This is a genomic window from Alteromonas sp. CyTr2, assembly GCF_947311905.1.
Classification (GTDB): domain Bacteria; phylum Pseudomonadota; class Gammaproteobacteria; order Enterobacterales; family Alteromonadaceae; genus Alteromonas; species Alteromonas macleodii.
In genome coordinates this window covers 45,078-68,441 of record NZ_CAMZMZ010000007.1, presented here as the reverse complement: position 1 = coordinate 68,441, position 23,364 = coordinate 45,078, and the positions used below count along the sequence as shown (strand labels likewise).

At 44.3% G+C, this 23,364-nt stretch carries 18 protein-coding genes and 1 tRNA gene; 13 read left to right on the top strand and 6 right to left on the bottom strand.

Annotated features, from left to right (window positions below; all coding sequences use genetic code 11):
* Positions 1-4: 4 nt before the first annotated feature.
* The gene (gene pepA / locus QME20_RS06230) at positions 5-1,510 is read right to left on the bottom strand and encodes a leucyl aminopeptidase (protein WP_014950602.1); all 1,506 of its coding nucleotides are present in this window, start codon (positions 1,508-1,510) and stop codon (positions 5-7) included.
* 263 nt (positions 1,511-1,773) lie between these two features.
* Between pepA and lptF the strand changes: the two genes are divergently transcribed.
* Both lptF and lptG read left to right on the top strand, forming a co-directional pair.
* Positions 1,774-2,874 (top strand): LPS export ABC transporter permease LptF, encoded by a 1,101-nt coding sequence (lptF, locus tag QME20_RS06225; protein WP_049588260.1) that lies wholly within the window; start codon positions 1,774-1,776, stop codon positions 2,872-2,874.
* The gene (gene lptG, locus QME20_RS06220) at positions 2,875-3,936 is read left to right on the top strand and encodes an LPS export ABC transporter permease LptG (protein WP_014977294.1); all 1,062 of its coding nucleotides are present in this window, start codon (positions 2,875-2,877) and stop codon (positions 3,934-3,936) included.
* Positions 3,937-4,038: 102 nt separating this feature from the next.
* On the opposite strand, the gene QME20_RS06215 is transcribed toward lptG, so the two are convergent.
* A complete protein-coding gene (locus tag QME20_RS06215) occupies positions 4,039-4,623 on the bottom strand; it encodes an RDD family protein (protein WP_080986437.1) in 585 nt (194 codons plus the stop codon).
* Positions 4,624-4,798: 175 nt separating this feature from the next.
* On the opposite strand from QME20_RS06215, the gene QME20_RS06210 reads away from it, so the two are divergent.
* The 11 genes from QME20_RS06210 (at position 4,799) to QME20_RS06160 (ending at position 16,020) form a co-directional block, all read left to right on the top strand.
* Complete coding sequence (locus QME20_RS06210; protein WP_343300029.1) at positions 4,799-6,874, top strand: TonB-dependent receptor; 2,076 nt, start codon at positions 4,799-4,801, stop codon at positions 6,872-6,874.
* A gap of 151 nt (positions 6,875-7,025) precedes the next feature.
* Positions 7,026-7,559 carry a sigma-70 family RNA polymerase sigma factor gene (locus QME20_RS06205; protein ID WP_014977297.1) on the top strand — a complete coding sequence of 178 codons (534 nt, stop codon included), beginning with the start codon at positions 7,026-7,028 and terminating at the stop codon, positions 7,557-7,559.
* The gene (locus QME20_RS06200) at positions 7,556-8,293 is read left to right on the top strand and encodes an anti-sigma factor (protein ID WP_049588265.1); all 738 of its coding nucleotides are present in this window, start codon (positions 7,556-7,558) and stop codon (positions 8,291-8,293) included. The genes QME20_RS06205 and QME20_RS06200 overlap by 4 nt, the downstream gene beginning before the upstream one ends.
* Positions 8,294-8,446: 153 nt before the next feature.
* Positions 8,447-10,039, top strand: coding sequence for a DUF4331 domain-containing protein (locus QME20_RS06195; protein WP_239241163.1), 1,593 nt, complete (start codon positions 8,447-8,449; stop codon positions 10,037-10,039).
* A gap of 11 nt (positions 10,040-10,050) precedes the next feature.
* Positions 10,051-10,629 carry an Ig-like domain-containing protein gene (locus QME20_RS06190; RefSeq protein ID WP_281715636.1) on the top strand — a complete coding sequence of 193 codons (579 nt, stop codon included), beginning with the start codon at positions 10,051-10,053 and terminating at the stop codon, positions 10,627-10,629.
* Positions 10,630-10,691: 62 nt separating this feature from the next.
* On the top strand, positions 10,692-11,762 hold the full coding sequence (locus tag QME20_RS06185; protein WP_239241161.1) for a hypothetical protein: 1,071 nt from the start codon (positions 10,692-10,694) through the stop codon (positions 11,760-11,762).
* A gap of 28 nt (positions 11,763-11,790) precedes the next feature.
* Complete coding sequence (locus QME20_RS06180; RefSeq protein WP_239241160.1) at positions 11,791-12,888, top strand: HupE/UreJ family protein; 1,098 nt, start codon at positions 11,791-11,793, stop codon at positions 12,886-12,888.
* 326 nt (positions 12,889-13,214) lie between these two features.
* Positions 13,215-13,301: transfer RNA gene (locus tag QME20_RS06175), tRNA-Leu, on the top strand.
* Between the two features lie 617 nt (positions 13,302-13,918).
* The gene (locus QME20_RS06170; RefSeq protein WP_239241159.1) at positions 13,919-15,067 is read left to right on the top strand and encodes a hypothetical protein; all 1,149 of its coding nucleotides are present in this window, start codon (positions 13,919-13,921) and stop codon (positions 15,065-15,067) included.
* Between the two features lie 11 nt (positions 15,068-15,078).
* A complete protein-coding gene (locus tag QME20_RS06165; RefSeq protein ID WP_239241158.1) occupies positions 15,079-15,630 on the top strand; it encodes a hypothetical protein in 552 nt (183 codons plus the stop codon).
* A gap of 183 nt (positions 15,631-15,813) precedes the next feature.
* Complete coding sequence (locus QME20_RS06160; RefSeq protein WP_239241156.1) at positions 15,814-16,020, top strand: hypothetical protein; 207 nt, start codon at positions 15,814-15,816, stop codon at positions 16,018-16,020.
* A 61-nt stretch (positions 16,021-16,081) separates the two neighbouring features.
* On the opposite strand, the gene QME20_RS06155 is transcribed toward QME20_RS06160, so the two are convergent.
* From QME20_RS06155 to QME20_RS06140, 4 genes are all read right to left on the bottom strand, one after another.
* Positions 16,082-16,912: a hypothetical protein gene (locus QME20_RS06155; RefSeq protein WP_239241154.1), complete on the bottom strand. Its 831-nt coding sequence runs from the start codon at positions 16,910-16,912 to the stop codon at positions 16,082-16,084.
* Between the two features lie 70 nt (positions 16,913-16,982).
* Positions 16,983-20,291 carry an HsdR family type I site-specific deoxyribonuclease gene (locus QME20_RS06150; protein ID WP_281715656.1) on the bottom strand — a complete coding sequence of 1,103 codons (3,309 nt, stop codon included), beginning with the start codon at positions 20,289-20,291 and terminating at the stop codon, positions 16,983-16,985.
* 5 nt (positions 20,292-20,296) lie between these two features.
* Positions 20,297-21,697, bottom strand: a complete 1,401-nt coding sequence (locus QME20_RS06145; protein WP_281715635.1) for a restriction endonuclease subunit S — start codon at positions 21,695-21,697, stop codon at positions 20,297-20,299.
* Positions 21,687-23,339, bottom strand: coding sequence for a class I SAM-dependent DNA methyltransferase (locus QME20_RS06140; RefSeq protein ID WP_239241173.1), 1,653 nt, complete (start codon positions 23,337-23,339; stop codon positions 21,687-21,689). The genes QME20_RS06145 and QME20_RS06140 overlap by 11 nt, the downstream gene beginning before the upstream one ends.
* Between the last annotated feature and the right edge of the window lie 25 nt (positions 23,340-23,364).

The following is a 23,364-nucleotide window of genomic DNA, read 5'->3' as shown; positions in this document are numbered from 1 at the left end:
ATGATTAGTCCTCTAACTTGATATCAGCGCGGTTCATTAGGAACTGAGACAGCATAGGCACTGGACGGCCTGTTGCGCCTTTGTTCTTACCACTGCGCCATGCCGTACCGGCAATATCAAGGTGAGCCCAGTTGTACTTCTTAGTGAAGCGCGACAAGAAACAACCCGCAGTAATTGACCCTGCTGGGCGACCACCAAGGTTCGTCATGTCGGCAAACGGGCTTTCAAGCTGCTCTTGGTAATCGTCCCATAGCGGTAGACGCCATGCGCGATCTGAGCTTTGCTCTGACGCATTAAGTAGTTCGTGAGCAAGCGGATTGTGCGTACTCATTACCGCTGTTGCATGGTGACCAAGTGCAATAATCGCTGCGCCAGTTAGCGTGGCTACGTCAATTACTAGCTCTGGGTCGAAGCGCTCTACATAGGTTAGCGCGTCGCATAATACTAAACGGCCTTCGGCATCAGTGTTTAGCACTTCAACGGTTTGACCCGACATAGTCGTTAGAATGTCACCCGGACGGTACGCTTTGCCATCTGGCATGTTTTCACAGCCTGCCAATACACCAATAACGTTAATGGGCAGATTCAGCGCCGCGATAGTGTGCATGGTACCCAGTACGCCTGCAGCACCACCCATGTCGTACTTCATTTCATCCATGGCTTCGCCTGGCTTAATTGAAATGCCGCCTGAATCGAACGTAAGGCCTTTACCTACAAGCACAATTGGGGCTTGATCAGCTGGGCCACCGCGATGATGCATAATACTCATCATACTTTCATTGTCTGAACCACGGCCAACAGCCAAATACGCTTGCATACCAAGCTCGGCCATTTGGGTTTCATCAACGACTTCAGCGGTTACGCTGTCGTACTGGCTGGCAAGCTCCTGCGCTTGCTGCCACAGATACGCTGGGTTACAGATGTTTGGCGGCATGTTAGCCACGTCTTTGGTCACTTTCGCACCGCGAGCAACCGCTAAACCGTGTTCAACTGCACGTTCACCCACAGTAAGTTCACGGCGTGTTGGTACGTTAAATACAATTTTACGCAGTGGGCGACGTGGTTCGCCTTTCTTGGTTTTAAGCTGCATAAAGGTGTAAAGCGTGTCTTCAGTTGCTTCTACTGCCTGACGTACTTTCCAGTAGGTATCGCGACCTTTAACGTGAAGTTCGGTAAGGAAACATACCGCTTCCATTGAGCCTGTTTCATTCAATGTTTGAATGGTTTTGGCAATAATGTTTTTGTACTGACGCTCGTCTAATTCGCGCTCTTTACCACAACCGACTAGAAGCACGCGCTCGCTTAGTACATTTGGCACATTGTGTAGCAACAACATTTGGCCGGCTTTACCTTCAAGGTCGCCACGGCGTAACAAGTTGCTGATATAACCTTCACTGATTTCGTCTAGCTGTTCAGCCACTGCCGTTAGGCGGCGCGGCTCGAAGACACCCACAACAATACATGCGCTGCGTTGCTTTTCAGGACTGCCACTTTTTACACTAAACTCCACGATATCACCTCGCTTTTCGTCGTTTATGGTTTGCACGATGACTAAAATCACGTAACGTTTCGCGCTGCTTTATGTTTTAATACGCAGCATAACTTTTTAGTTCGCTGCAATTTACGCTTAAAGACCTATTGAATATAGGTTAAATTTGCGTCAAAACACCATGCAAACGGTTTATGATTGCAGGCAAAACTTGTAAAAACGGTAAGTTTAAACAAAATTGTGCTTTCTTTCACTAAAATTCCTAATTTTCCGGAAGGGCTGAGATGCTGATATTCCGCTATTTACTTAAGGAAACGCTGAAATCTCAGTTAGCGATTTTCTTTATCCTAATGGCAATTTTTGTCACCTTGCGATTTGTGCGCGTTTTGGGCGACGCCTCAGACGGTGATATTCCCGCTGGGCTAGTGCTTGGCTTCCTAGGTTTATATGCCCCTATCCTCTCTTCACTAGTGCTGCCTATCAGCGCCTATTTGGGCATTATGCTGGCACATGGCAGGCTGTATGTAGACAGTGAAATGACCGTAATGCGAGCCTGTGGTATCAGTGAATGGTATGTAACGCGGGTAATGCTGTTCTTGTCTGTACTTATCATGATAGTCACAGGCGCAATTACCCTTTATTTCGCGCCAATGGCTGCAGAGAACGAATATCAGCTGCGAGAAAAAGCCAGAAATGAGGCGGGAATATCAGCGTTAATGCCAGGTAGATTCCAGCAAACCGGTAACGAAAAAGCGGTTATTTTTGTTCACGATGTAGACAACAACGATAAGCTACAACGTGTGTTTTTATCGCAAAATCAAACGGACGATAGCGAAGGCGACGTGCGCGTTGTTTATGCACAAACTGGTGAAGTGGCCAATAACCCTGACGGCACGCGAAACCTTGTGTTGAAAGAAGGGGTACAGTACGAAGGAAAGCAATCTGAAAAGGCTTTCCGCAAAGTAGAATTTGACGAATACCAAATTCAGATTGCCGATAAACCTGCCGACGAAACTCGTCGTAAGGTAAGCGTACTGCCTACTAACGAACTGTGGGAAGACGACAGTATTGAAGCTAGAGCAGAACTTCAGTGGCGTATTGCCATACCGCTTTCCATTCCGTTTTTAGTACTAATTGCTGTGCCGCTAAGCGCAGTCGACCCGCGTCAGGGGCGCTTTGGTAAAATGTTCCCTGCCATCCTGCTTTACTTGGGATACTTCTTGCTGCTGCTTGCGAGTAGACGAGTGTTAGAAGACGGCAAAATGCCACCTCAGCTTGGCTTATGGTGGGTGCATACCATCATGCTGATTATTGGTGTCATGTTGATTGTGCGAGACAGAAAAACCGGCACTGAGCTTCGCGCTTGGATATTGGGGAAAAAGTAGATGTTTAAGATCCTCGATTTATATATCGCCCGTACGCTGTTAGGCACTATTACCGTTACGCTTAGTGTACTAATTGGCTTAAGCGCGCTTATTAAATTTGTAGAACAGCTGCGAAAAATTGGCGAAGGCGACTATGACATGCTGGTCGCTTTTATCTACGTATTGCTAAGCTTGCCTCGCGACTTAGAGCAGTTCTTCCCTATGGCAACATTGCTGGGCGGCCTTATTGGCATGGGCGTACTGGCTAGCAATAGCGAATTGGTAGTGATGCAGGCCGCAGGTATGAGCCGCTGGAACATCATAAACTCAGCCATGAAGTCGACCCTTGTAATGATCTTATTAGTGATGGCCGTTGGCGAGTGGGTCACCCCGTACAGTGAAACCAAGGCAAAACAGATAAGAACTGAAGCCATTTCAGGCGGTAGTTTATTTTCTTCCGATAAGCTGGTGTGGGCAAAGGATGGCGACCGATTCGTAAGCATAGGTCAGGTGTTAAGCCAAGACTCTCTCAAAGATGTGAGCATATTTAGCTTTAACCCTGACTTGTCGCTAGAGAGCATTACTCACGCTAAAAATGGGGCCTTCGACGGCGACGGTTGGTGGCTAAGCGACGTTGAAGTAACCAAGTTTACTGAAACGAATGTTACGGTAGATGAAAATAACCGCATGCGTTGGAATTCAACACTGACGCCGGACAAATTAGGCATTGTTGCAGTTAAGCCAGAGGCTTTATCTATTACTGGGCTGCTGGATTACGTGAACTACCTAGAAAATAACGATCAAGACCCTTCTCGTTATCAACTCGCCTTGTGGCGCAAGGTATTCCAACCTATTTCGGTAGGCGTAATGCTGTTAATGGCATTGTCGTTCATCTTTGGCCCGCTGCGTAGCGTTACAATGGGCGCTCGCGTGATCATGGGCGTACTGACAGGCTTCGGTTTCTTTATTCTTAACGAAGTATTTGGGCCAGTGAGTTTAGTCTATCAGCTGCCACCATTCCTTGGCGCCTTACTGCCTAGTTTACTGTTTGCGGCCATTGCAGGGGTAATGTTGAGGCGTTGATCAAGCTATCAGCATTCATCTAATTCAATAGTCAAAACTAATAAAAAAAAGAGGCCTTACAGCCTCTTTTTTTGCGATTTTTTAGCGCCTTACAAAGCACCTTTACCAGCTCTTGTGGTCGTTCGCTTCTTTGGTCAGCTTCAGCACTTCGGTCTTTGCCAGTCGGTCTTGCAGTGATTGTTTATTTTTAAAATCAAACAAAACAAGTAAGGTGCCTAGACCACCTAACGATGCTATTAGGCGAATGAACAAGCGTGGCCAGGTCATTGGCTCTTCAACCGTGCTGTAAATTCGCAAACGCCATGCACGCATGCCTAGGGTTTGCCCGCCCCTGCGCCAGAACCACAAGAAAAACCCAGCTATCCACAAGCCCACCCACGTTTGAATAAGCAGCTTATAACCAAAAGAGGCCTGAATCAGATCGGCAGGTTCAGCATAGCCTTGTAGGTCAAGCGCGCCATTTTTCAGCATAACCACCAGCGTTACTATCATGACCATAGCAGCACACATCCCTACGGCAGTAGCCACGAGCGTATCGTAAATCATTGCCAACAAGCGTCGCACAAACCCCGCTCGCTCAAGTGATGAACTACCTGATTCTGAGTTGGGCGTGTTTTTATCATCCTTCGTTTTTAGAGGATTTGATGATGGGGACTTCTTCTTGGCTTTTCTGTCGTGTCTCGCCACGGGCTTCTCTTCACTTCATTAACAACAGCGTTTATTTTGACACAAGCGCCACAACGCTTAAACAACATAAGCCTTAGTTAACGGCATTTAATAGCGCAATAAGCAAAGAAAAATGATTTCCACCTTTTTGCATCCATTAACCATTGTTAATCGTTATTGCTATTACAAACGGATAATGGACGTAAATACGGTGACAGCAAAAACTCTGGTAACAACACTTCTCGCTAGCTCATTTTCGCTTGGTATGGGCGCTGCAATGGCGTTAGACGACCCCGAAGGTGATATTGAGCATATTCGAGTACGTGGTGACTCATCTGTAAAAGACGGAGAGTTTATCTCGGCTTCGCAGGGATGGGTGTCTGGTGACACCTTGATTGAACGCCCAATGTTGCGCGCCGGTGAAATACTCGAATTCATCCCGGGCATGATGGTGACCCAACACAGTGGTTCGGGAAAAGCCAACCAGTACTTCCTGCGCGGTTTTAACCTCGACCATGGCACGGATTTCACGGTGAGTGTAGACGGTATGCCTGTGAACATGCGAAGCCACGGACATGGCCAAGGCTACAGTGACCTTAACTTTATTATTCCCGAATTTATCGACAATCTAAGCTACTTCAAAGGCACCTATTATGCCAACATCGGCGATTTTTCTAGCGCTGGCGGGGCATTCTTCAATTTAAGAGATTCACTTGAGCAAAACCAGTTGTTCTTAGGTTTAGGAGAATATGGGTTCAAGCGCGCTGTTGCATTAAATCACTTTGAAGCAGGAGAGAACCGCGTTGTTACAGCGTTGGAATATCAAACCTATGACGGCCCGTGGACTGACGTTGACGAAGATGTAAAAAAGAAAAACGCCCATATTCGTTATATTACGCCTTTGTTAGACGGCCAACTCACCATTACAGGAATGGCCTATGATAATAGCTGGAACGGTGCTGACCAAGTACCTGAGCGCGCTATTGAAAGCGGCTTAATAGACCGTCTTGGCTCTATCGACACCCAAGTTGGCGGCGATTCGTCTCGCTATAGTCTCTCCGCAAACTATACCAGTGATACATGGAATGCTTCACTGTATGCCATAGATACAACGCTTAGCCTTTTTTCTAATTTCACTTACTTCCTTGATAACCCAGAGAGAGGCGATCAATTCGAACAGGCCGACGACCGAAAAATTTATGGTGGTGAAATATTCACTACCCTTCCCTTGGCGCTTACGGATGGAAGCAGTATTACCTTAGGCGGCCAGTGGCGTTTCGACGATATTGAAAACGTGGGTTTGTATCGCACCCAAAACTTAACCCGCTTTGGCACTATTCGAGAAGACGAAATAGACAGTAACAGCTATGCACTTTTTGCCCAGTCAAACATTGTGCTAAGTGACGCATTAAGCCTTTCATTAGGAGGCAGATACGATTACTTAGATGTGGACGTTACCAGTAATCTTGGTGCTAATTCAGGAAGCGAAAGTGACGGTTTATTTACCCTTAAAGCAGGCTTGAAGTACAGTGTATCAGACCAACTTACCGCATTTGCCAACGTTGGGCAGGGCTTTCATTCCAACGATGCACGGGGAGCCACCATTAATATAGACCCGGTAAGTGGTGACGCCACCGAAGCTGCTCCCTTGTTAGTAAAGAGCCTTGGCTATGAAGCGGGCGTTAACTATACCGATAACAAAACCTATAACCTGTCTGCTGCCTTGTGGCGCCTAGAGCTTGATAGCGAGCTGGTATATGTTGGTGATGCAGGCTTTACTGAAGCCAGTCGCCCCTCCGAGAGACACGGCATTGAAGTGAGTGCCTACTACTGGATAAGCCATCACCTAACAACAGACATTGAAGCTGCGTGGACCAAAGCCCGATTTAGCGACAGCGTTGAAGGCGAAGGTCGCCACATCGATGGCACCGTGCCAGGTGTGGTGAGTGCAGGGCTAACCTACTATCAAAGAAGTAACCAACTAGGGTTCAGCTATACCTTACGAAGCCGCTACCTAAGCTCTCGCACCGTAGAAAGCTTCGATGAAATTTCACCGCCGTCAACATTTTTAGTGAATGCTCAAGTTGCCTATCGCCAGCCAACTTGGGACGTAACGTTAGAAGTACTCAATGCCCTAGACAGTGACGATCACGATATTGATTATTTTTACGCATCTAGGCTGCCCGGAGAGCCAGAGGAAGGGATTGAGGATTTGCATTATCACCCTGTAGAGCCAAGAAATGTTCGCCTTACCTTTTCAGTAAAGTATTAATACATAAACGCTTTACTGTTTGGGGTCTGTCTATTGATTAGGTAACCATTCAGGCAGTTGTATATAAAACATGCTACTTTAAAAAGTAGCCGCCAAATAGTTAGAGCAATAAACAAATGGCCGCGCTACAACGATAAAAATAGGAGCAACAATGGAACACGAAACTCTGTTTCCTCTGCTGTGTAAAACCGCAGACGGCGACAAAAAAGCGTTCGCAGAGCTTTATAAGATAACCAGTCCACAGCTCTACGCTGTTGCTTTAAGGCTTTTGAAACGCCCTGAACTCGCTGACGAAGCCACACAAGACGCCTATATAAAAATTTGGCATAACGCCGGTAATTATCAACGAGGCAAAGGTACGGTACTTACCTGGATGGTCAGTATAGCTCGCTATCGTGCGCTCGATTTAATCCGCTATCACAACGTAAGAAATGAAGTCGAATTAAATGATGACGCACCGTCAGGTATGGAAACCACGCAATCAATAAAGTTAGAGGCAGAGCAAGCAAAATTGGCCTCTTGTTTAGATGAACTTGATGGACCGCAGCGTCAGGCTATCCATTTAGCCTATGTGAATGGTATGTCGCATCAAGAGGTGGTAACTCACTTGGCGTCACCACTTGGAACCATTAAAAGCTGGATAAGACGAGGCTTGCAAAGCTTGCAGAGGTGCCTATCACTATGAATTATTTAAAAGAAGAGCGATTAAACGCCCTCGCCGCTGAATATGTAGTTGGAACGCTGCGCGGCAAAGCGCGTACGCGCTATCAAAAGTTAATGATGCAGTATCAGGCTGTTAGCGATGCAACCGCACAATGGGAGCAATACCTTACTGGATTTGCTGAAACCTTGCCTCCGGTGACACCACCTGACAGCGTGTGGGAGAGCATACAAGTGAAGCTTGGCCACAAAGCGGCCAATGATACAGAGTTTGTCGGTCAGACTACTAATAGTATACCCAGTAGCGACAATGTAGTTGATCTTGAAAAAGAAAAGCAGAAACGCTGGAAGAACTTATCGTTCATATCCACAGCTGCTGCATTGGTGTTAGCCGTATTGCTTTTCCTGATGCAACCTGTGCCTACCCCAGAGGTTTCCCATATTGCCGTAGTCAATAATGCTGATAACACGCCATTGTGGGTAATAGAAGTATCTGACACAACCATGAATGTTAAGGTCACCGATGCATTTGTGGCGTTAGCAGACAAAGACTATGAGCTTTGGATGGTGCCGGCAAACGGCGAAGCACCAATTTCTCTCGGCTTGATGCCTGAAGTTAATGGCGACACGCGCGCGACACCAGATATCTTGCTAGATCAAAGTATCGCGGCGTTAGCAGTGAGCTTAGAAGCACCAGGCGGCTCGGTAACAGGCGCACCAACGGAAGTGCTATATATAGCGCCGATTGTTTCCGTGTAATTTTACGCACAAAGCAGCACACCAAAAGGCCACGAAACGTGGCCTTTTACTTTTTATAAAAACTTTATTTTAATTTTTTAAATATTTTTGCATCTAAGGTGAAACCTCAGTCGTTTGGTCTCTTGAACTCATAAAAAAGCAGAGAGACTCGACATGATCCAATTCAAACGCAAAACTTTGTCACTGGCTGTCGCCGTGACATGTGCAGCCGTAACTGCTGGCGCAATAGCGTCAAGTCACCGAGAAGCACCTAATATCACTCGCCACCCAGCGTTAGATAGCACCGACTTTTATGCTTTCAATAGCTATGAACAAGGCCGTGAAGATTATGTGACTTTCATAGCAAATTATATTCCACTGCAAGATGCCTATGGTGGCCCTAACTACTTTGCAATGGACCCGAATGCGCACTACGCGATTCATATTGATAGCGATGGCGACGCGGTTGAAGACTTAAGCTTTGTTTTTAAGTTTAACAATATGCTTGCTGCCGATAACGAAGGTATCGCCTTGCCTATAGGCCCTGAAGGCGAACAGAAAATGGTGAAAGTACCGCTTAAAAATGTAGGCGGTATCAGCGCAGACGATTCAAGCGCAGCAAACTTCTCGGAAATGTACAGCCTTACTATGGTGAGTGGCGACATGCAGACAGGCACGCGCACTACTCTTAATCCCGCCATGGGCGATATGTTTAAAAAGCCGCTTGATTACATTGGTAATAAAACCTTTACCAGTGAAGCGGAATACGTACGCTATGCTGAAAGCTTTATTTATTCGTTCAGCATCCCTGGTTGCGATGACATGGCCAAAGTGTTTGTTGGTCAGCGTAAAGACCCCTTCGTTGTTAACTTGGGCAAAACATTCGACCTGGTAAATTATGTACCTGTTGAGGGCGACAGCGCACCGGGCGCAGGCGATGGTGAAGGTTTTCCTGGCGGTATAACGCAAAGTGCCATGAATGATGACTTAGCCGATAAAAACGTGACAGCGTTATCTATTGAAGTACCTAAGGCGTGTGTTACAGGTGAAGGTAATGGCGTAATTGGTAGTTGGACCACGGCAAGCTTGCCGCAAGCGCGTATCCTAAACCCAGATGCTACTTTTGCGAAACCTGAGACTAATGGTGGTGCGATGACTCAAGTGTCTCGTTTAGGTAGCCCGCTAGTAAATGAGCTTGTTATCGGTATTGGCGATAAAGACAAATTCTCTACTTCTCATCCAAGTGCAGACGGTCAATTCGCTGATTATGTAACCCACCCTTCTTTACCAGAACTACTGAACATTCTGTTTAAAGATGCAGTGAATACTACGCTGGGTACGGATATTGAGACCCTTGCGCCGACGAATTTCCCGCGTATGGACTTAGTAACAGCGTTCCTTACAGGTTTCCCTGGCGTTAACCAGCAAGCAACTGTAACAGCATCAGAAATGCTGCGCCTAAACACAGGGATCCCAGCAACGCCAGCCGAATCGCAGTCAGCATTTGGTGTGGCAGGCGATGACTTAGCAGGATTCCCGAACGGTCGCCGCCCAGGTGATGACGTGGTTGATATTGCCCTTCGCGTTGTTATGGGCCGTTTGTGTTATCCCATCCCGGTAGCAGGTGAAGATACAGACCTTGGCCTTTGTACACCAGAGGACGCCAGCGTAGGTAATGTACCTTTCACTGATGGTGCACCTGTAGATGCAAGCATGATTGATTCATCGTTTCCTTACCTAAAAACACCACTTGCTGGCTCTGAATAAGGAGATCCATCATGTCTATGAAGATTAGGTTATTTAACAAGAATCCAAATGCCCCCGCGTTTGTTAAGTCGGGTCAAGCCCCTTTGCAGAAACATAAGTTGTGGGTCATTTCTGGATTGGTGCTAGCGCTAACTGGTTGTTTCGATAGTGATGACGATAACGATTATCAAGCGCCAGAAGAAAATGCAGCGCCCGTAGCCATTGATGAAATGCTAACGACGCAAGCAGATATTGCGTTTGATGGCACGCTGACAGCAACCGATGACGATGGTGATGCACTTACCTTCGGGCTTGGTGAAAACGGTACGTTAGGTAATGCAGAAGTTAATGCTGATGGCAGCTTTACCTACACACCTAACGCTCAGGTAACAGGTAGCGATAGCTTCACATTCATCGTTTCTGACGGCGTAAATCCAGAAGTTACCGCTACTGTTAGCGTTACGATTGAGGCACAGCAGGTATCGTTCTCTAGCTATACCCGTGACGCCTTTAATCAAGCACCAACCGATGAACCTCTGCCAATTAACGGGCGCGAGTTCACCCAAGATGCTGACGACACCACGTTCGATGATTTATTGATTGGTCAATAACGAGCGGTCAGTACACAGTGTCAACCGTAAAGCCAAGGACGGCTTTTATAAAGGAAGTTCTGATGAAGTTGATGAGAAGCAGTACTCTCATACTCCCTATAATGAGCGTATTGTCAGCCCTAACAGTCTGTTCGGTATCTGCTCAGTCTGAAAAATTCAATTATGATACCGTCATCGCAACGTGGCAGCCTAGGCAGCTATCCATAGCAAGTATCGACGAAGCGGAAAAAATTTTAACTTCAAGTAGATACCTTCAAGCAAAAGGTGATGAGAGAGAGCGTATTGTTAGGTTCACGAACATAATGCGACAAAAATTCGATTCGTTGAACGCAGGTCAAAAAGAGCGTTTAGTTGTTTTAGAAGCTCGACTACTTCAAGGCATTCATAAGTTCGAACAAGCCAAGCAACATCTCAATCAAATAGCCCGCTTTCGCTCTCCAGCTGCACAGTTATTGTTGGCAGATATAAACGTTCAGCAAGGTAACGCTAAAAAGGCGAAAGAAAACTGTGAAAAGCTGGTAGGGCAAACAAGTTTTTTAATCGCTTTCACGTGTATGGTTAACGCTGATTTTTCACAAAATAAAGACGTAAAATTTTTGAAAAAGCTTAGCGCTTTTGAGACCTACACGAGTACAGTGAGACCTGCGGAGCGCCAGTGGTTTTATGAAGTACTCGCAGACATGTCGCTTCAACTTGGTAACGCTGAAGCCGCGCTTGAGCATTTGTCACAAACAGAATTCAAAAAGCTACCTATAAGCGCAATGTTAGTTTGGGCCGACGCACATTTTGCGTTGAATAACTATAAGGCAGTGAGTTCTGGGTTTAGCAACTCCGTACCCGATATATTGACAGCCGACGATGGCTTGCTACTTAAATGGGCCATTGCGGAACGAGCGCAAGGTATTGTGCGCTCTGAAGTACAAACTCAACTTGCTAAGAACATGGAAATTCGAGTGTGGCGAGAAGACAGTTCTCACGCCGCACAGGTCGCCACTTACTTTTTAGAGATTGAGCCCAATTACCCACTGGCGCTTAAATTTGCCGAAATAAACTGGCAATACGCACAGTCATTAGATGACAAAAACCTCCTAGAGCGCGCTCGCCGTGCTAATGAAGTATCGACCAATGCTTAAAGTTCTCCCGCCCTTCAGTAAACGAGTCATGATTAGATTTATCACACTTTTCATCTTCGCCGCCTTCAGCGTTTTCACGCAATCCCACGAACTGAGCAACGGCTATTTAACGCTTACAAATGATTCAAATAACACTTTGTCTGGCGAGCTATTGCTAAAGCCTGAAGATATAGGGCAAACAGCAGGGCTAGATAGCAATAATGACGGTAACTTGACCTGGGGTGAAGTCAACAGAAACCACACTATGGCGAACGACTATATCCAAAACCACCTAGTGATTCGAGGTAGCGAAACGCGATGTACGGTTAGTATTGCTCCCCCTTCTATACGAGATATATCTGCAGAGTCATTACTGGTATACCCGCTGTCGGTAAATTGCGTATATGTAAACGAAGTATCGATACAATACACTGGCATAGTTAGCGATTTTCCCACCCACAAGCTACTCACAACGGTAACGTTAAACGATCACACAAGTGTTTATGTGCTAAGTGATGAACGCTCTCATGTTACTATTTCTGCTACAGGAAACAGCTGGACTTCGCAGTTTGGGGAGATGGTTTATCAGGGAATTTGGCACATTTTCATTGGGCTAGACCATATACTGTTTTTGGTTGCTACGTTGCTCACCGTTAATCTTTACAGGGAGAATAAGAGCTGGGTGAAAGAGCAAAGCAAAAGGCACATTATAAAAAGTACGGTGATATTAGTAAGCACGTTTACGTTAGCGCACTCGATTACATTAACTGCCACAGCACTGGATTTTATTACGCTAGATAGCCGTATTGTTGAGCTAGGCATTGCTATATCAGTGGCTATAACTGCGCTTAACAATGTGTACCCTATCATCATGCGTTTAGGATTTATTACCTTTGGGTTCGGCCTACTCCATGGAATGGGATTTGCGAGCGTGTTTGGCGACCTTAATGCCCAGTCGGGCAGCTTGGTAATGAATGTATTCGCTTTTAATATAGGGGTAGAGCTGGGTCAACTTGCCATAGTCACGCTGCTATTGCCCTTACTTATCTTACTTAGAAACGTAAGGTTATATTCAAAAGCCATAATGCCAATTGCATCGTCAGTAATCGCGGTAGTAGCGATTAATTGGACGCTTCAGCGTTGGTAGAAATGCTCGTTCTGTTGATTAATAAGAAATAGATAAAGCAAAATACGCTTTTGAACAATCTTTCGGCACTTAATCACAAAAAGCTTAAAAAGTTGTTGTATAGGCGCGCCGCATCGCTATAATGCCATGCATCAACACCACGTTGATAATCATACACAATGCCAGTGTGATGGAATTGGTAGACATGACGGATTCAAAACTGATAGTGTCTAACAATCAAACTAAGGCAAGTCATTGAAAGGTAAGCGCCTTTTGACTAAAACAAGCTAATATATGCTTGCAAAGATTTGCAAAGTTTTTACACTTCGCAAATAGTAAAATTTGATGCCAGAGTGATGAAATTGGTAGACATGACGGATTCAAAATCCGTTGCTAGAAATAGCGTGCCGGTTCAAGTCCGGCCTCTGGTACCATCCTTCAAATTCTTTGCAAGGCGATTAGCCTGAACACACCGACCTTTGAGTCGGTTTTTTGTGTCCCTACATAGCCCTCTTTCAGCAGTTAATTCAATAATCAACGCATGGCACTTCTCTTACTATTGTAGCGAGATAAACTGTTTAAGGAATATCCGAACCAGTTCAACATAAACCTAATACTCCTAAACCACCGTAGAGATTAATGCTCGAAGATTCCGACGCACACGAACGCTTTATTCGCTTAGACATAATTGCGAAAAATACTAGCTACATGCGGGAACGAGCTTGAACGTAATAGCACTTCAGTGCAGGAATATTCGATCAGCTTTTCATCCATGTTAAGCCTGGGATGTTTGTAGATGCTTAACCTGGTTTTAGTTTTGATAAAGAAAATCTCCAGCCTAAATTCAGGAGAAGACAAGCTATAGCTAACAACGTTGAACTCGCTTAGGAATGATTCAGGGAGTAGGCTTCCGGGTATGAGAAACGGGGATGTAGATAATAAAAAGCCTTTTTCAATTTTTTGATAAACAACAAACGTATTGATTTGAACATACGTTGATTAAGTATCTCTTCATCGTTATTGTAAACGGATAGGCCAGCTCGCTGGCACTATGAAAAAATCGGTAAATCTGAAACAATCAAGCAAGAAATTGAAAGGGAGTTTCATCGTGGTTGAGAAAGCAAGTATTAGGTTTCATAAAGTAAAACATTGTGGAATATATAGAGAGCGAGCAAGAACTCCTGAAATGGGCTCCTTTACGGAAGTAATAAACAATATTTTCAATTGGTCCAACTCAGATCAGCGGCTTATTCAGAATACATGCACGTATGAAGTAAGTCCCAATTTTGATATGGAGTTCTTAGAAACGTACCTAGTTAGCATCAAGCATGACAACGTAACTGGTGATTATTTTGGAGCGATGTGGAATAAAACTCATGAATCAGGCGATTCAGTCTATGCACTAGACCCATCCACTGCCGTCGACAATCTAAGTGCAAGAGCTCTACACAAAGGGAATTTACCAGCACAATCAATACCAGGGTATGCAACGTATTTTTGGTTTATTCCAAGCCAAAATTCATTAGCCACAATTACTTTTGGAACTCCACGCACAGGGATGAAACCCTTTTCATACTGGCTCGAGTCATTCCTTAAAACCGAAAGTCGCTACGTGAGGTTTGACCAAAATGATACGTTTCTGGGCTATGCACAGGGTACAAATAGTCCAAGCCCCAACCTTGTTCCCCGCTTTACTAGAACTCTTCATAAAAACCCAGCAAAGCGGGACTTAATTATACAAAATAGAGAACAAATAAGAGGCATTATAAGACGAATAAGTCTAGATAGATCGCAAGCTAGCCACGATGGCACTATCGATAAGCTACTAAATCTGGTGGGAATCACTAGTAAGGATAACACCATGCCACACGAGATTCCCTTATCATATGAGTTAAACTACAGACCTTCAGAATCTGAACTAGCGCGAATAATTTCGGATTACGAAAATGGTGTAGATAACGGCAGTTGGCAAGATGTCGGATTTAAATTTCCTCAGAACAATACTTTCGGTGCTGATGAAAAGGAATGGCTAAGTAAGTCATATGCGAAAAGTAAAATAAATATCGACGTTGAATGGGTAGTTCCGGGTCAGCTGTTAGATATGGAGAACCTTAAAGCTTCAATAAACTCTAGAAGAAGTGAGCTGATTTCTTTATTACCTGTTTTGAGAGAAGTAACCTCTTCATCACAGGTCGCTTAAAAGTGAATGCAATGACTAAGAAAATTGGGGTTATTGCAGGAGTACTAATTTCGATTGTATTCGCAGTGCTCTTATTTTTAGCTGGAAAGAGTATCGACTATTCAGTTCAAGAAAAATATTTTGAGAACATAAGAACTGTCGCATCTATAATTTTCGGCGTGACTGGAGCATGGTTAGCAATAACTTACCCAAGAGCATTAAGTTCAGCAATAGTTGCTAAGAATTCGGACTCATCAGGGCGAGAAGCTGCACTAAAAAAGGCTGTTGAAGACTCCAAAACCCTTACAGGGTTTATAAGTACTATGATTATTTCCATAATAATCATTGCCCTATCCTTGTGCATTCCATTCATAAAAGAAATTCTGGGACTATTTCAATGGTCATTGACCGCTATAAGTTATTTCAGAGGAACTCTATATGTTTTACTGGGTGCAATCACAGTGATCCAGTTAGGGCTTCTTGGTCTTACACTCAAGCACACGTATGGAGCCCTGACCGACTTATATGCTAATACAGCAAAAGCAAAAATTAAGAATCAAAGAGATAGAAATAAGGAATTTTGATGCCTTTAAGCGGCATTAAAACTGGTCTATTTCTACTTTTTGTGTTTGAGAAGCTAATAGTTGTTACGGTTATTAACAGTAGCTAATATTTAGTTTTTTACACTTTAAATGACGTTATGACGATATAGAAAAAGTCTTAAATCGCGAGGTTTCGCTTATTTTTAGGGTCAAAAAGGAGCACGAATGTATAAGCAAGTTTATGATGCAAGAGGCAATCACATAGGGACATTTGATGGGGAATACGTTTATAATTTTTCTAGCCAGATTTTATATCGTATTGATGAAGATGAAGTTTACAATACAACATTACCCTGTAAGTATCTCGGCAGCTATGAAAATGGTCAAGCGACCAAAATTGATGGTTCAAGCCTTTTTCGCGTAAGTGACTAAGTTTTAGTTAGTTTTTTAGATATTAATATTATTAGCATTTAGTCAGGCTTTTTTAGTCAACTTACGTTGAGATTATACCCTTAGGAATCGGATTCTCAGGGTAGTCTTCAACCGCAGCCAAGAGCTCATTGAAACGAGCGTACTTGAGCAGATTCGTTTTAGCCATTTTGTTGATATGCTTAGAATAGTAGTAGTCCTCCAAAATCTCTTCACAAAACCCAAGTAACTCACTTGCTCTCAATTTGGGGCATCCTAAACCTCTTACCTGGGTAAGTTTTTCAACTATGGTTTTTATACTTGCGTCAAGTAAATCTAATTTTTCTTTAAAATCCCTGGATGCTGTCACATTGTCACCAGTGGCTGATGCTCTAGAGGCTAAGTAACCTTTTTCCTTGGCAATATCCATAAGCCCATTATTGGAAATAATTTCAAATAGCGTAAAGTTTCCAATCTCGTAGATATTGCTATGGGAAATGTCTAGAGTTAGCTTTTCATCCAAATATTCCTTGAAATTTAAGGCTGACATTTTGGTGTCGGAACCTTCTTTTTGAAAATCTTCAAGTAAATGCTCATATAGACTCATGTTTACTGTAGACTGATGGACGCCTCTAGTAAGCTCCAACTCTTCAACTACTTTACCCAGTTCTTGCCTTTGCAAAAACAATGAGCCAATGAGTAGGACTATAGTCAGAAAGGAGAAAATCGGGTTTAGCAAGCCGCCAATGAAATCTCCGAACTGTGCAAACATCTCCTGAGTGCCGAGTTCGCCGGAAAAAGTAAAGAAATACAATCCAAAAACAATGATCATAAATATCAGCGCAATACCGAATACCAAGCCTAGTAACCAGTAAAACCCTTTACTTATCTCTCTACTCGTATTTTCCTTCGCCATAAAAATCCTTTAATTACCCAGTAATAGTGATGCAAGTCCACAACGAACAAGACTATACAAGTCTTACTATTTAGACCTGTCCCCTATTCTTCTTAAAATTCTCCGCTTGTTCGAAGATCTCCTTATACACTTCATCGCGGTCAACGGGTGGGTAGCCGTGCTTGGCTAGTAGAATGATTAAATCCACTTTCAACTCGGCTTTTATATCGTCGCGCTGGCTCCAGTCAGTGTACTTGGCTTTGTCGTCCACAACTTCTTTTACTGCCTTGGCTAGCTCCAATAATTTATCGTCTGGATAGTTGAAATCATATTTAGCCGCTAAGGCAAGCAGGATGTCGTAGAACGCTTTTTCCTCGAAGTTGATGCCCATGTCTTCAAAGGAGTTCATTTCGGTTTTGAGGTCGTTGTACATGTTGATGATTTCGTCTGAAAAATCTTCCAGTACATTGCTCACCAGCACATCTTCTTCTTTGCGTTCGTTGTATTTTTCGACCAGTGATTTAAACCGTTCTGAGAAATCAAACGCTTTAGTTTTATTGACCTTTTTGAACTCGCCCAAGGCTTTTGCCAACATCTGCTGAAGTAACTTTATTTTGGTATTGGGCAGCTTTATCTTTTCTATCTTAGCGAGGTAATCATCGTCGAAGATATCGATACCGTCCTGCCCCTGTCCAAGCTTAAAGATTTCTTCAACGCCATCAGCCTTTAATGCCTCGGTGATCATTTCGCGTACTTTGGCATTCATCTGCGCGGTATCTGGCGCATTGCCTTTGGTTAACTTGTACACGATGGAACGCACTGCAAGATAAAAGTGGATCAGGTCTCGTTCTTTCTGGTTTAGCTTTTCACTGCCACAGCAGACGTCGTAGGCTGCTTTTAACCGCTTAACCAACGCCATGAAGCGATGTTCGAGCTTTTTAGTTTGTAGTACGAATTCAGCGGCGTTATTTAAGCAGTTTAACTGCGCAATAGGTTTACCAGTGAAGTAATCGCTGGCATCAAAGCCGTGGGTTAGCTTAGCGAGCAAGTCTAGGTGGTCTTTCACCACCACGACAGACTGGGCTATATCTTCAAAATTGGTTTCATCTGTCTTGGCATATTGGGCCAAGGCTTTATTCATCTGGCTTTTTATACCGATGTAATCAACGACTAAGCCCTTGTCTTTGCCTTCGTATTTGCGGTTAACACGAGATATCGTCTGGATCAGGTTATGACGTTGTATGGGTTTGTCGATGTAAATCGTGTCTAGGAATGGCACATCGAAACCGGTTAACCACATATCCACCACAATGGCGATTTTGAAATTGGACTTTTCATTTTTGAATTGGCGATCAAGCTCTTTACGGTCGTCCTTGGTGCCGAGTAAATCCCACAGTACTTTAGGATCGTCCTTACCACGGGTCATTACCATTTTTACCCGTTCCATGGGCTTAACCTTTTTCTTCTCCTGTTCTGTGAGCGTAGCACCGGCTTCGCACTCCAATACTTCAAACCATTCGGGCTTTATGTCTCGCAGTGATTGATAGAACTGCCAAGCGATTTCACGGCTACCGCACACGAAAATAGCTTTGCCTTTAATGGTTGAGCCTTCTGAGAGTCGCTGCTCGTAATGCGCCACAAAGTCTTTCGCCAGAGCCTCAATACGGTCAGGATCACCCAGAATAGAGGTCATATTCGCTGAAGTCTTCTTACTTTCCTCTATCTGGTGTTCGTTACTGCCGTCTTCGGCGCATTGCTGATAATAGGCTTCAATCTCTTCTAATTTTGCGTTGTTCAATACCACTTTGGCGGCACGGCCTTCATACACAATGCGCACGGTGATTTCGTCTTTAACAGACTCTGTCATGGTGTAGCTGTCGACGACCTGACCAAATACATCCAAGGTGGCGTCGACCGGTGTGCCTGTAAAGCCCACATAAGTGGCATTAGGTAGGGAGTCATGCAAATACTTGGCAAAACCAAAAGTACGCTTCACGCCTGCATTAGGGCCTTTTTCCACGATACGTAGTTTCTGGTCGAGATTGGTTTGACTACGGTGCGCTTCGTCTGAGATACAAATCACATTGCTACGTTCGGTTAAGAGCTGTGTATCTTCAGTGAACTTGTGGATTGTGGTTAAAAATACACCGCCGCTGTTGCGGCCTTGCAGTTTGGCACGCAGATCAGAACGGCTTTCTACCGACTCTACAGACTGATCGCCAATATAACCTTTGGCATTGGTAAATTGTTGCGATAACTGGTCGTCCAAGTCTGTTCTGTCTGTAATTAACACAATGGTTGGACTTTCAAATTCAACACTTTTCATCAACAAGCGGGTTAGAAACTGCATGGTGAAGCTTTTTCCGCATCCCGTTGCCCCAAAGTAAGTACCGCCTTTACCGTCGCCTATTGGCTTACGGTGGTCTTTAATGTTTTGGTATAGCTTTCTGGCGGCGTAATACTGCGGATAGCGACAGACAATTTTCACTTCATGTTTGGAGGTGTCAGGAAAGAATACAAAGTTACGTATTACATCGCGAAGACGTGCTTTATCAAACAGCCCTTCCAACATGGTGTGCAGTGAACTAATACCGTCTTTTTCAATTGACTCGTTGCCTGTTACCTTACGCCACGCATAAAAGAAGTCGTATGGCGCAAACAAGCTACCCATTTTGTTATTTACACCGTCGCTGATGACGCAAAGCGCGTTATAAATAAACAACTGGGGGATGTCTCTGCGGTATCGGGTAGTAAGCTGAACATAAGCATCGTGGATACTTGCTTCCTCGCCACGAATCGCACTTTTAAACTCAAACACCACTACAGGTAAGCCGTTGATATAAAGAATACCGTCAGGTATGCGCAGTTCGCCTTCTGCACCTTCAATCTCAAGCTGGTTAACGATTTTATAGATATTACTGTCTTTGGTGGCTGAGGCTATCATTTCAAATTCAGGGTGTTGCTCGGCGACCTTTTGTTGACGGTTTTGTTCTATAATGCTCGTTTCGTGTTTGTCGTTTAGTAATGCAGGAAGCAGTGATTCGACCACGTTATCGTAATCAATAAGCTGAATATACAAGTCCTTCTGGGAGGCTTTGCCTGCTTCGCTGCTCGCTTCTCGTTTCAGTAAAAAACCATCACTTAACCATTTACAAAAGGTTTTATTGCTTTCGTATAAGTCACTAGCAGGCAGAAGCTCAATTTGGCGTATTATGCTGTCAATTTCACCGCTGGTAATATCATCATCGGCATACCGTTTAGCTAAAAACGCACGCAAGTCATCTCTGATAACAATGTCGGTAGGCGCACGCGAAATCTGGTTGCCGGGCACATAAGGATATCCGTGCCCTTCTAGCAACTCGATAATTGCCGCTTCCAGTTGCGCTTCGGTGAAATTCAGCATGGCTACACTCCTTGTACGTCAGCCTCTTGGTTGATACTACTTCCTGAAGAATCGAGTTGTATTTCGCCTGATATAAGTTTGGGTAATAGATAATTTCTTAGATTCTCTAGAGAAGAATTAGAGTTACTTAAAGAATGGAGTTTCATGTGCATTGGACCGACAATTTTGTCGAACGCATCAATAACATCTGACGTTGGCAGAGGTAATTTATGATTCTTCAAAATATCCGTTTTGAGATTCGTGAATACACTGCCATTTCCTTGCTGAATAAGTTGAGGTCGAATCTCTTGAAACAACTGAAACAAAAATAAGTCAGATAGTTGTTTTTTTTCGGGGAAATGTAACCATCCATCATGCACACAGGCATCTAAATCTAAAAACATAGGCAACCCCGGTGTTGCGCTATTTGATAATATTAAAGTGCCTTTTTGTAATAGAGTAGTTTTTGATAACCCTTCAGGCTTAATAAACTCTTTAGTCTTTTTTATAAATCGTGTATGACTGCCAGTAGCATCACTAATCTTTGTCCAGGGTAGGCCATCTGAAACAATATAGTCTTTTATTGGCCTTGGGGAACCTCCTCTTTTGACTGAAATGACACCACCAAGTCGCGCCATACTCCACCCTTTAGGCACCCATCCATTTATACCAACATTGGGCTCACCTGTTTGCTCAAACTCGCTTGGAAATAGGTTTCGGATATGTTCTGGCAAAGGCTGAAAGTCCGGTAATGCATGGGCTTTTTTACGAACTTCGACTCGATGGACCAACTCGTCGGGTATTGGGTTGCCTGCCGCTAATGCGTTATCCACTACTGGGTCAAAATCGACAAACCAGCTTTTAAACAGCGCCTGCGCCATTTGTTCTAGGGTTTGATTGGTTTGTTGGTTTACTTCAAGCTTTCGAGGGAAAGCCTTAATTACCTGCACTACCTTTTGCTGTTCTTCGATTGAAGGAACTCTAATCTCGAAGTCTGGCAACTCTTTTAATGAAATTCGTTCAACCGTTGCTCCATGATTTGTTCTACGTTTAATTTGCTTCTGAAACTCTGGAGATAAATAAGCATAAAGCAAGTATTCAGGTAAGACTCTATTTCTCTTGGGTCTCAACAACCCCATTCGTCGACCTAAACATGCTTTGATGCCGCCCGGCATCAGTGCGGCTTCTCCTAGTCGGGTCTCATAAGAAAACAAAACATCGCCTTCGCGAGGCGTAACTCTTCGAGTCCACTTTTCAAATTGTTCATCACTAATATGCGCTGACTTGGAAAGATCAAGTTGCCCATTCTCCAAGCTTGAAATACTTAAAAAGAAAGGTCCAACATCAATCTTTTTTGGGGTTGCGTGAGGCCCATCGAAAACTTCAGCAATATCTCCGATTCTTACAATATTGCTATTCCCCATAACCTAACTCCGCTAAATTTTGACGAATAGCATTATCTAGTCGCTCCGATTCATCCATTTGACTTAATAAGGTTTGGCTTAATTCACGCATCTTAACTTCAAACGGAACTCCATCATCTTCGATAGCTGCGGCACCAACATAACGACCAGGCGTTAACACATAATCGTTGGCTTTGATTTCGTCTAAGGTTGCCGATTTACAGAAACCTGCAACGTCTTCATAAGCATTAAGCTGCTTATGCTCTTGTAGAAGCTCTTGTGTCGGGGTGTCGTCTAGTTGTTCGGCAAGTGCCTGTTCGATGAATTGCTTATCCTGCCGCCATGCGTGGTAAGTGTTTGCGATTTTGGCGATATCGTCGGCAGTCAGTTCCTTGTGCACACGGCTGATCATACTGCCCATTTCCCGGGCATCGATAAACAGTGTTTCGCCTTGGCGGTTGCGGTAGCCTCGCGCTTTGTCTTCTCGTTTATTTTTGCTGATAAACCACAAGCAGACCGGAATTTGTGTGGTGTAAAACAACTGACCGGGAAGCGCAATCATACAATCGACCAAGTCGTTTTCGATAATTTTCTGGCGAATAGCGCCTTCACCACTAGTACTAGAACTCATTGAACCATTCGCTAACACGAAGCCTGCCGTGCCATGCTCACTCAGTTTGGAAATCATAAGCATGATCCACGCATAGTTAGCGTTACCTGTTGGCGGCACTTCGAAACCAGCCCAACGTGGGTCGTCGGTGAGCTCATTATCGGCACGCCACTGCTTTTGATTGAACGGCGGATTCGCCATAATGTAATCGGCTTTTAAGTCTGGGTGCTGGTCTTTGAAGAAAGTGTCAGCGGCAATGTCACCGAGGTTGGCAGAGATTCCCCGAACCGCGAGGTTCATCTTCGCCAGTTTATACGTGGTGTTGGTATATTCCTGACCGTAAATGGAGATATCTTTGCGATTGCCTTTGTGGCTATCGATAAACTTCAACGACTGCACAAACATACCGCCTGAGCCGCAACAGGGGTCGTAAATCTTACCTTTGTAAGGCTCTAACATATCACTGATTAGCGTAACCACAGACTTGGGCGTGTAGAACTCGCCACCGCCTTTTCCTTCGTTGGCGGCAAATTTCCCGAGGAAGTATTCGTATACCCGTCCAACAAGGTCTTCTTCACTCATGTCGCATTCATTGGCAACGGTTTTGATGTTGTTAATGGTGTCAATCAACGCAGCGAGTTTGCTTACGTCCAACGACAAGCGAGAAAAGTAGTTATCGGGCAATGCACCTTTCAACGATGGGTTAGTTTTCTCAACGGTATGCAAAGCAGTATCAATCTTTACTGCGATATCGTCTTGCTTGGCTTGCTTTTGAACTGTCGACCAGCGAGCTTCTTCAGGCAAATAGAACACATTATCCTTAGTGTAAAACTCGACCATGTCGACATAGTCACCCATGCTTTCCGCTTTAAGCTTTTCTCGCTGCGCTTCGAATTTGTCACTAATGAATTTGAGAAAAATAAGGCTGAGCACTATATGCTTGTATTCTGCTGATTCAACGCTTCCACGGAGCTTATTGGCCGCGTCCCATAATGCTTCTTCAAACACGATTTCTTTCTTATTCGCTGATGACTTTTTCGTTGTTTTACTCATTGTGTCCATATTCTTATTCCATTCG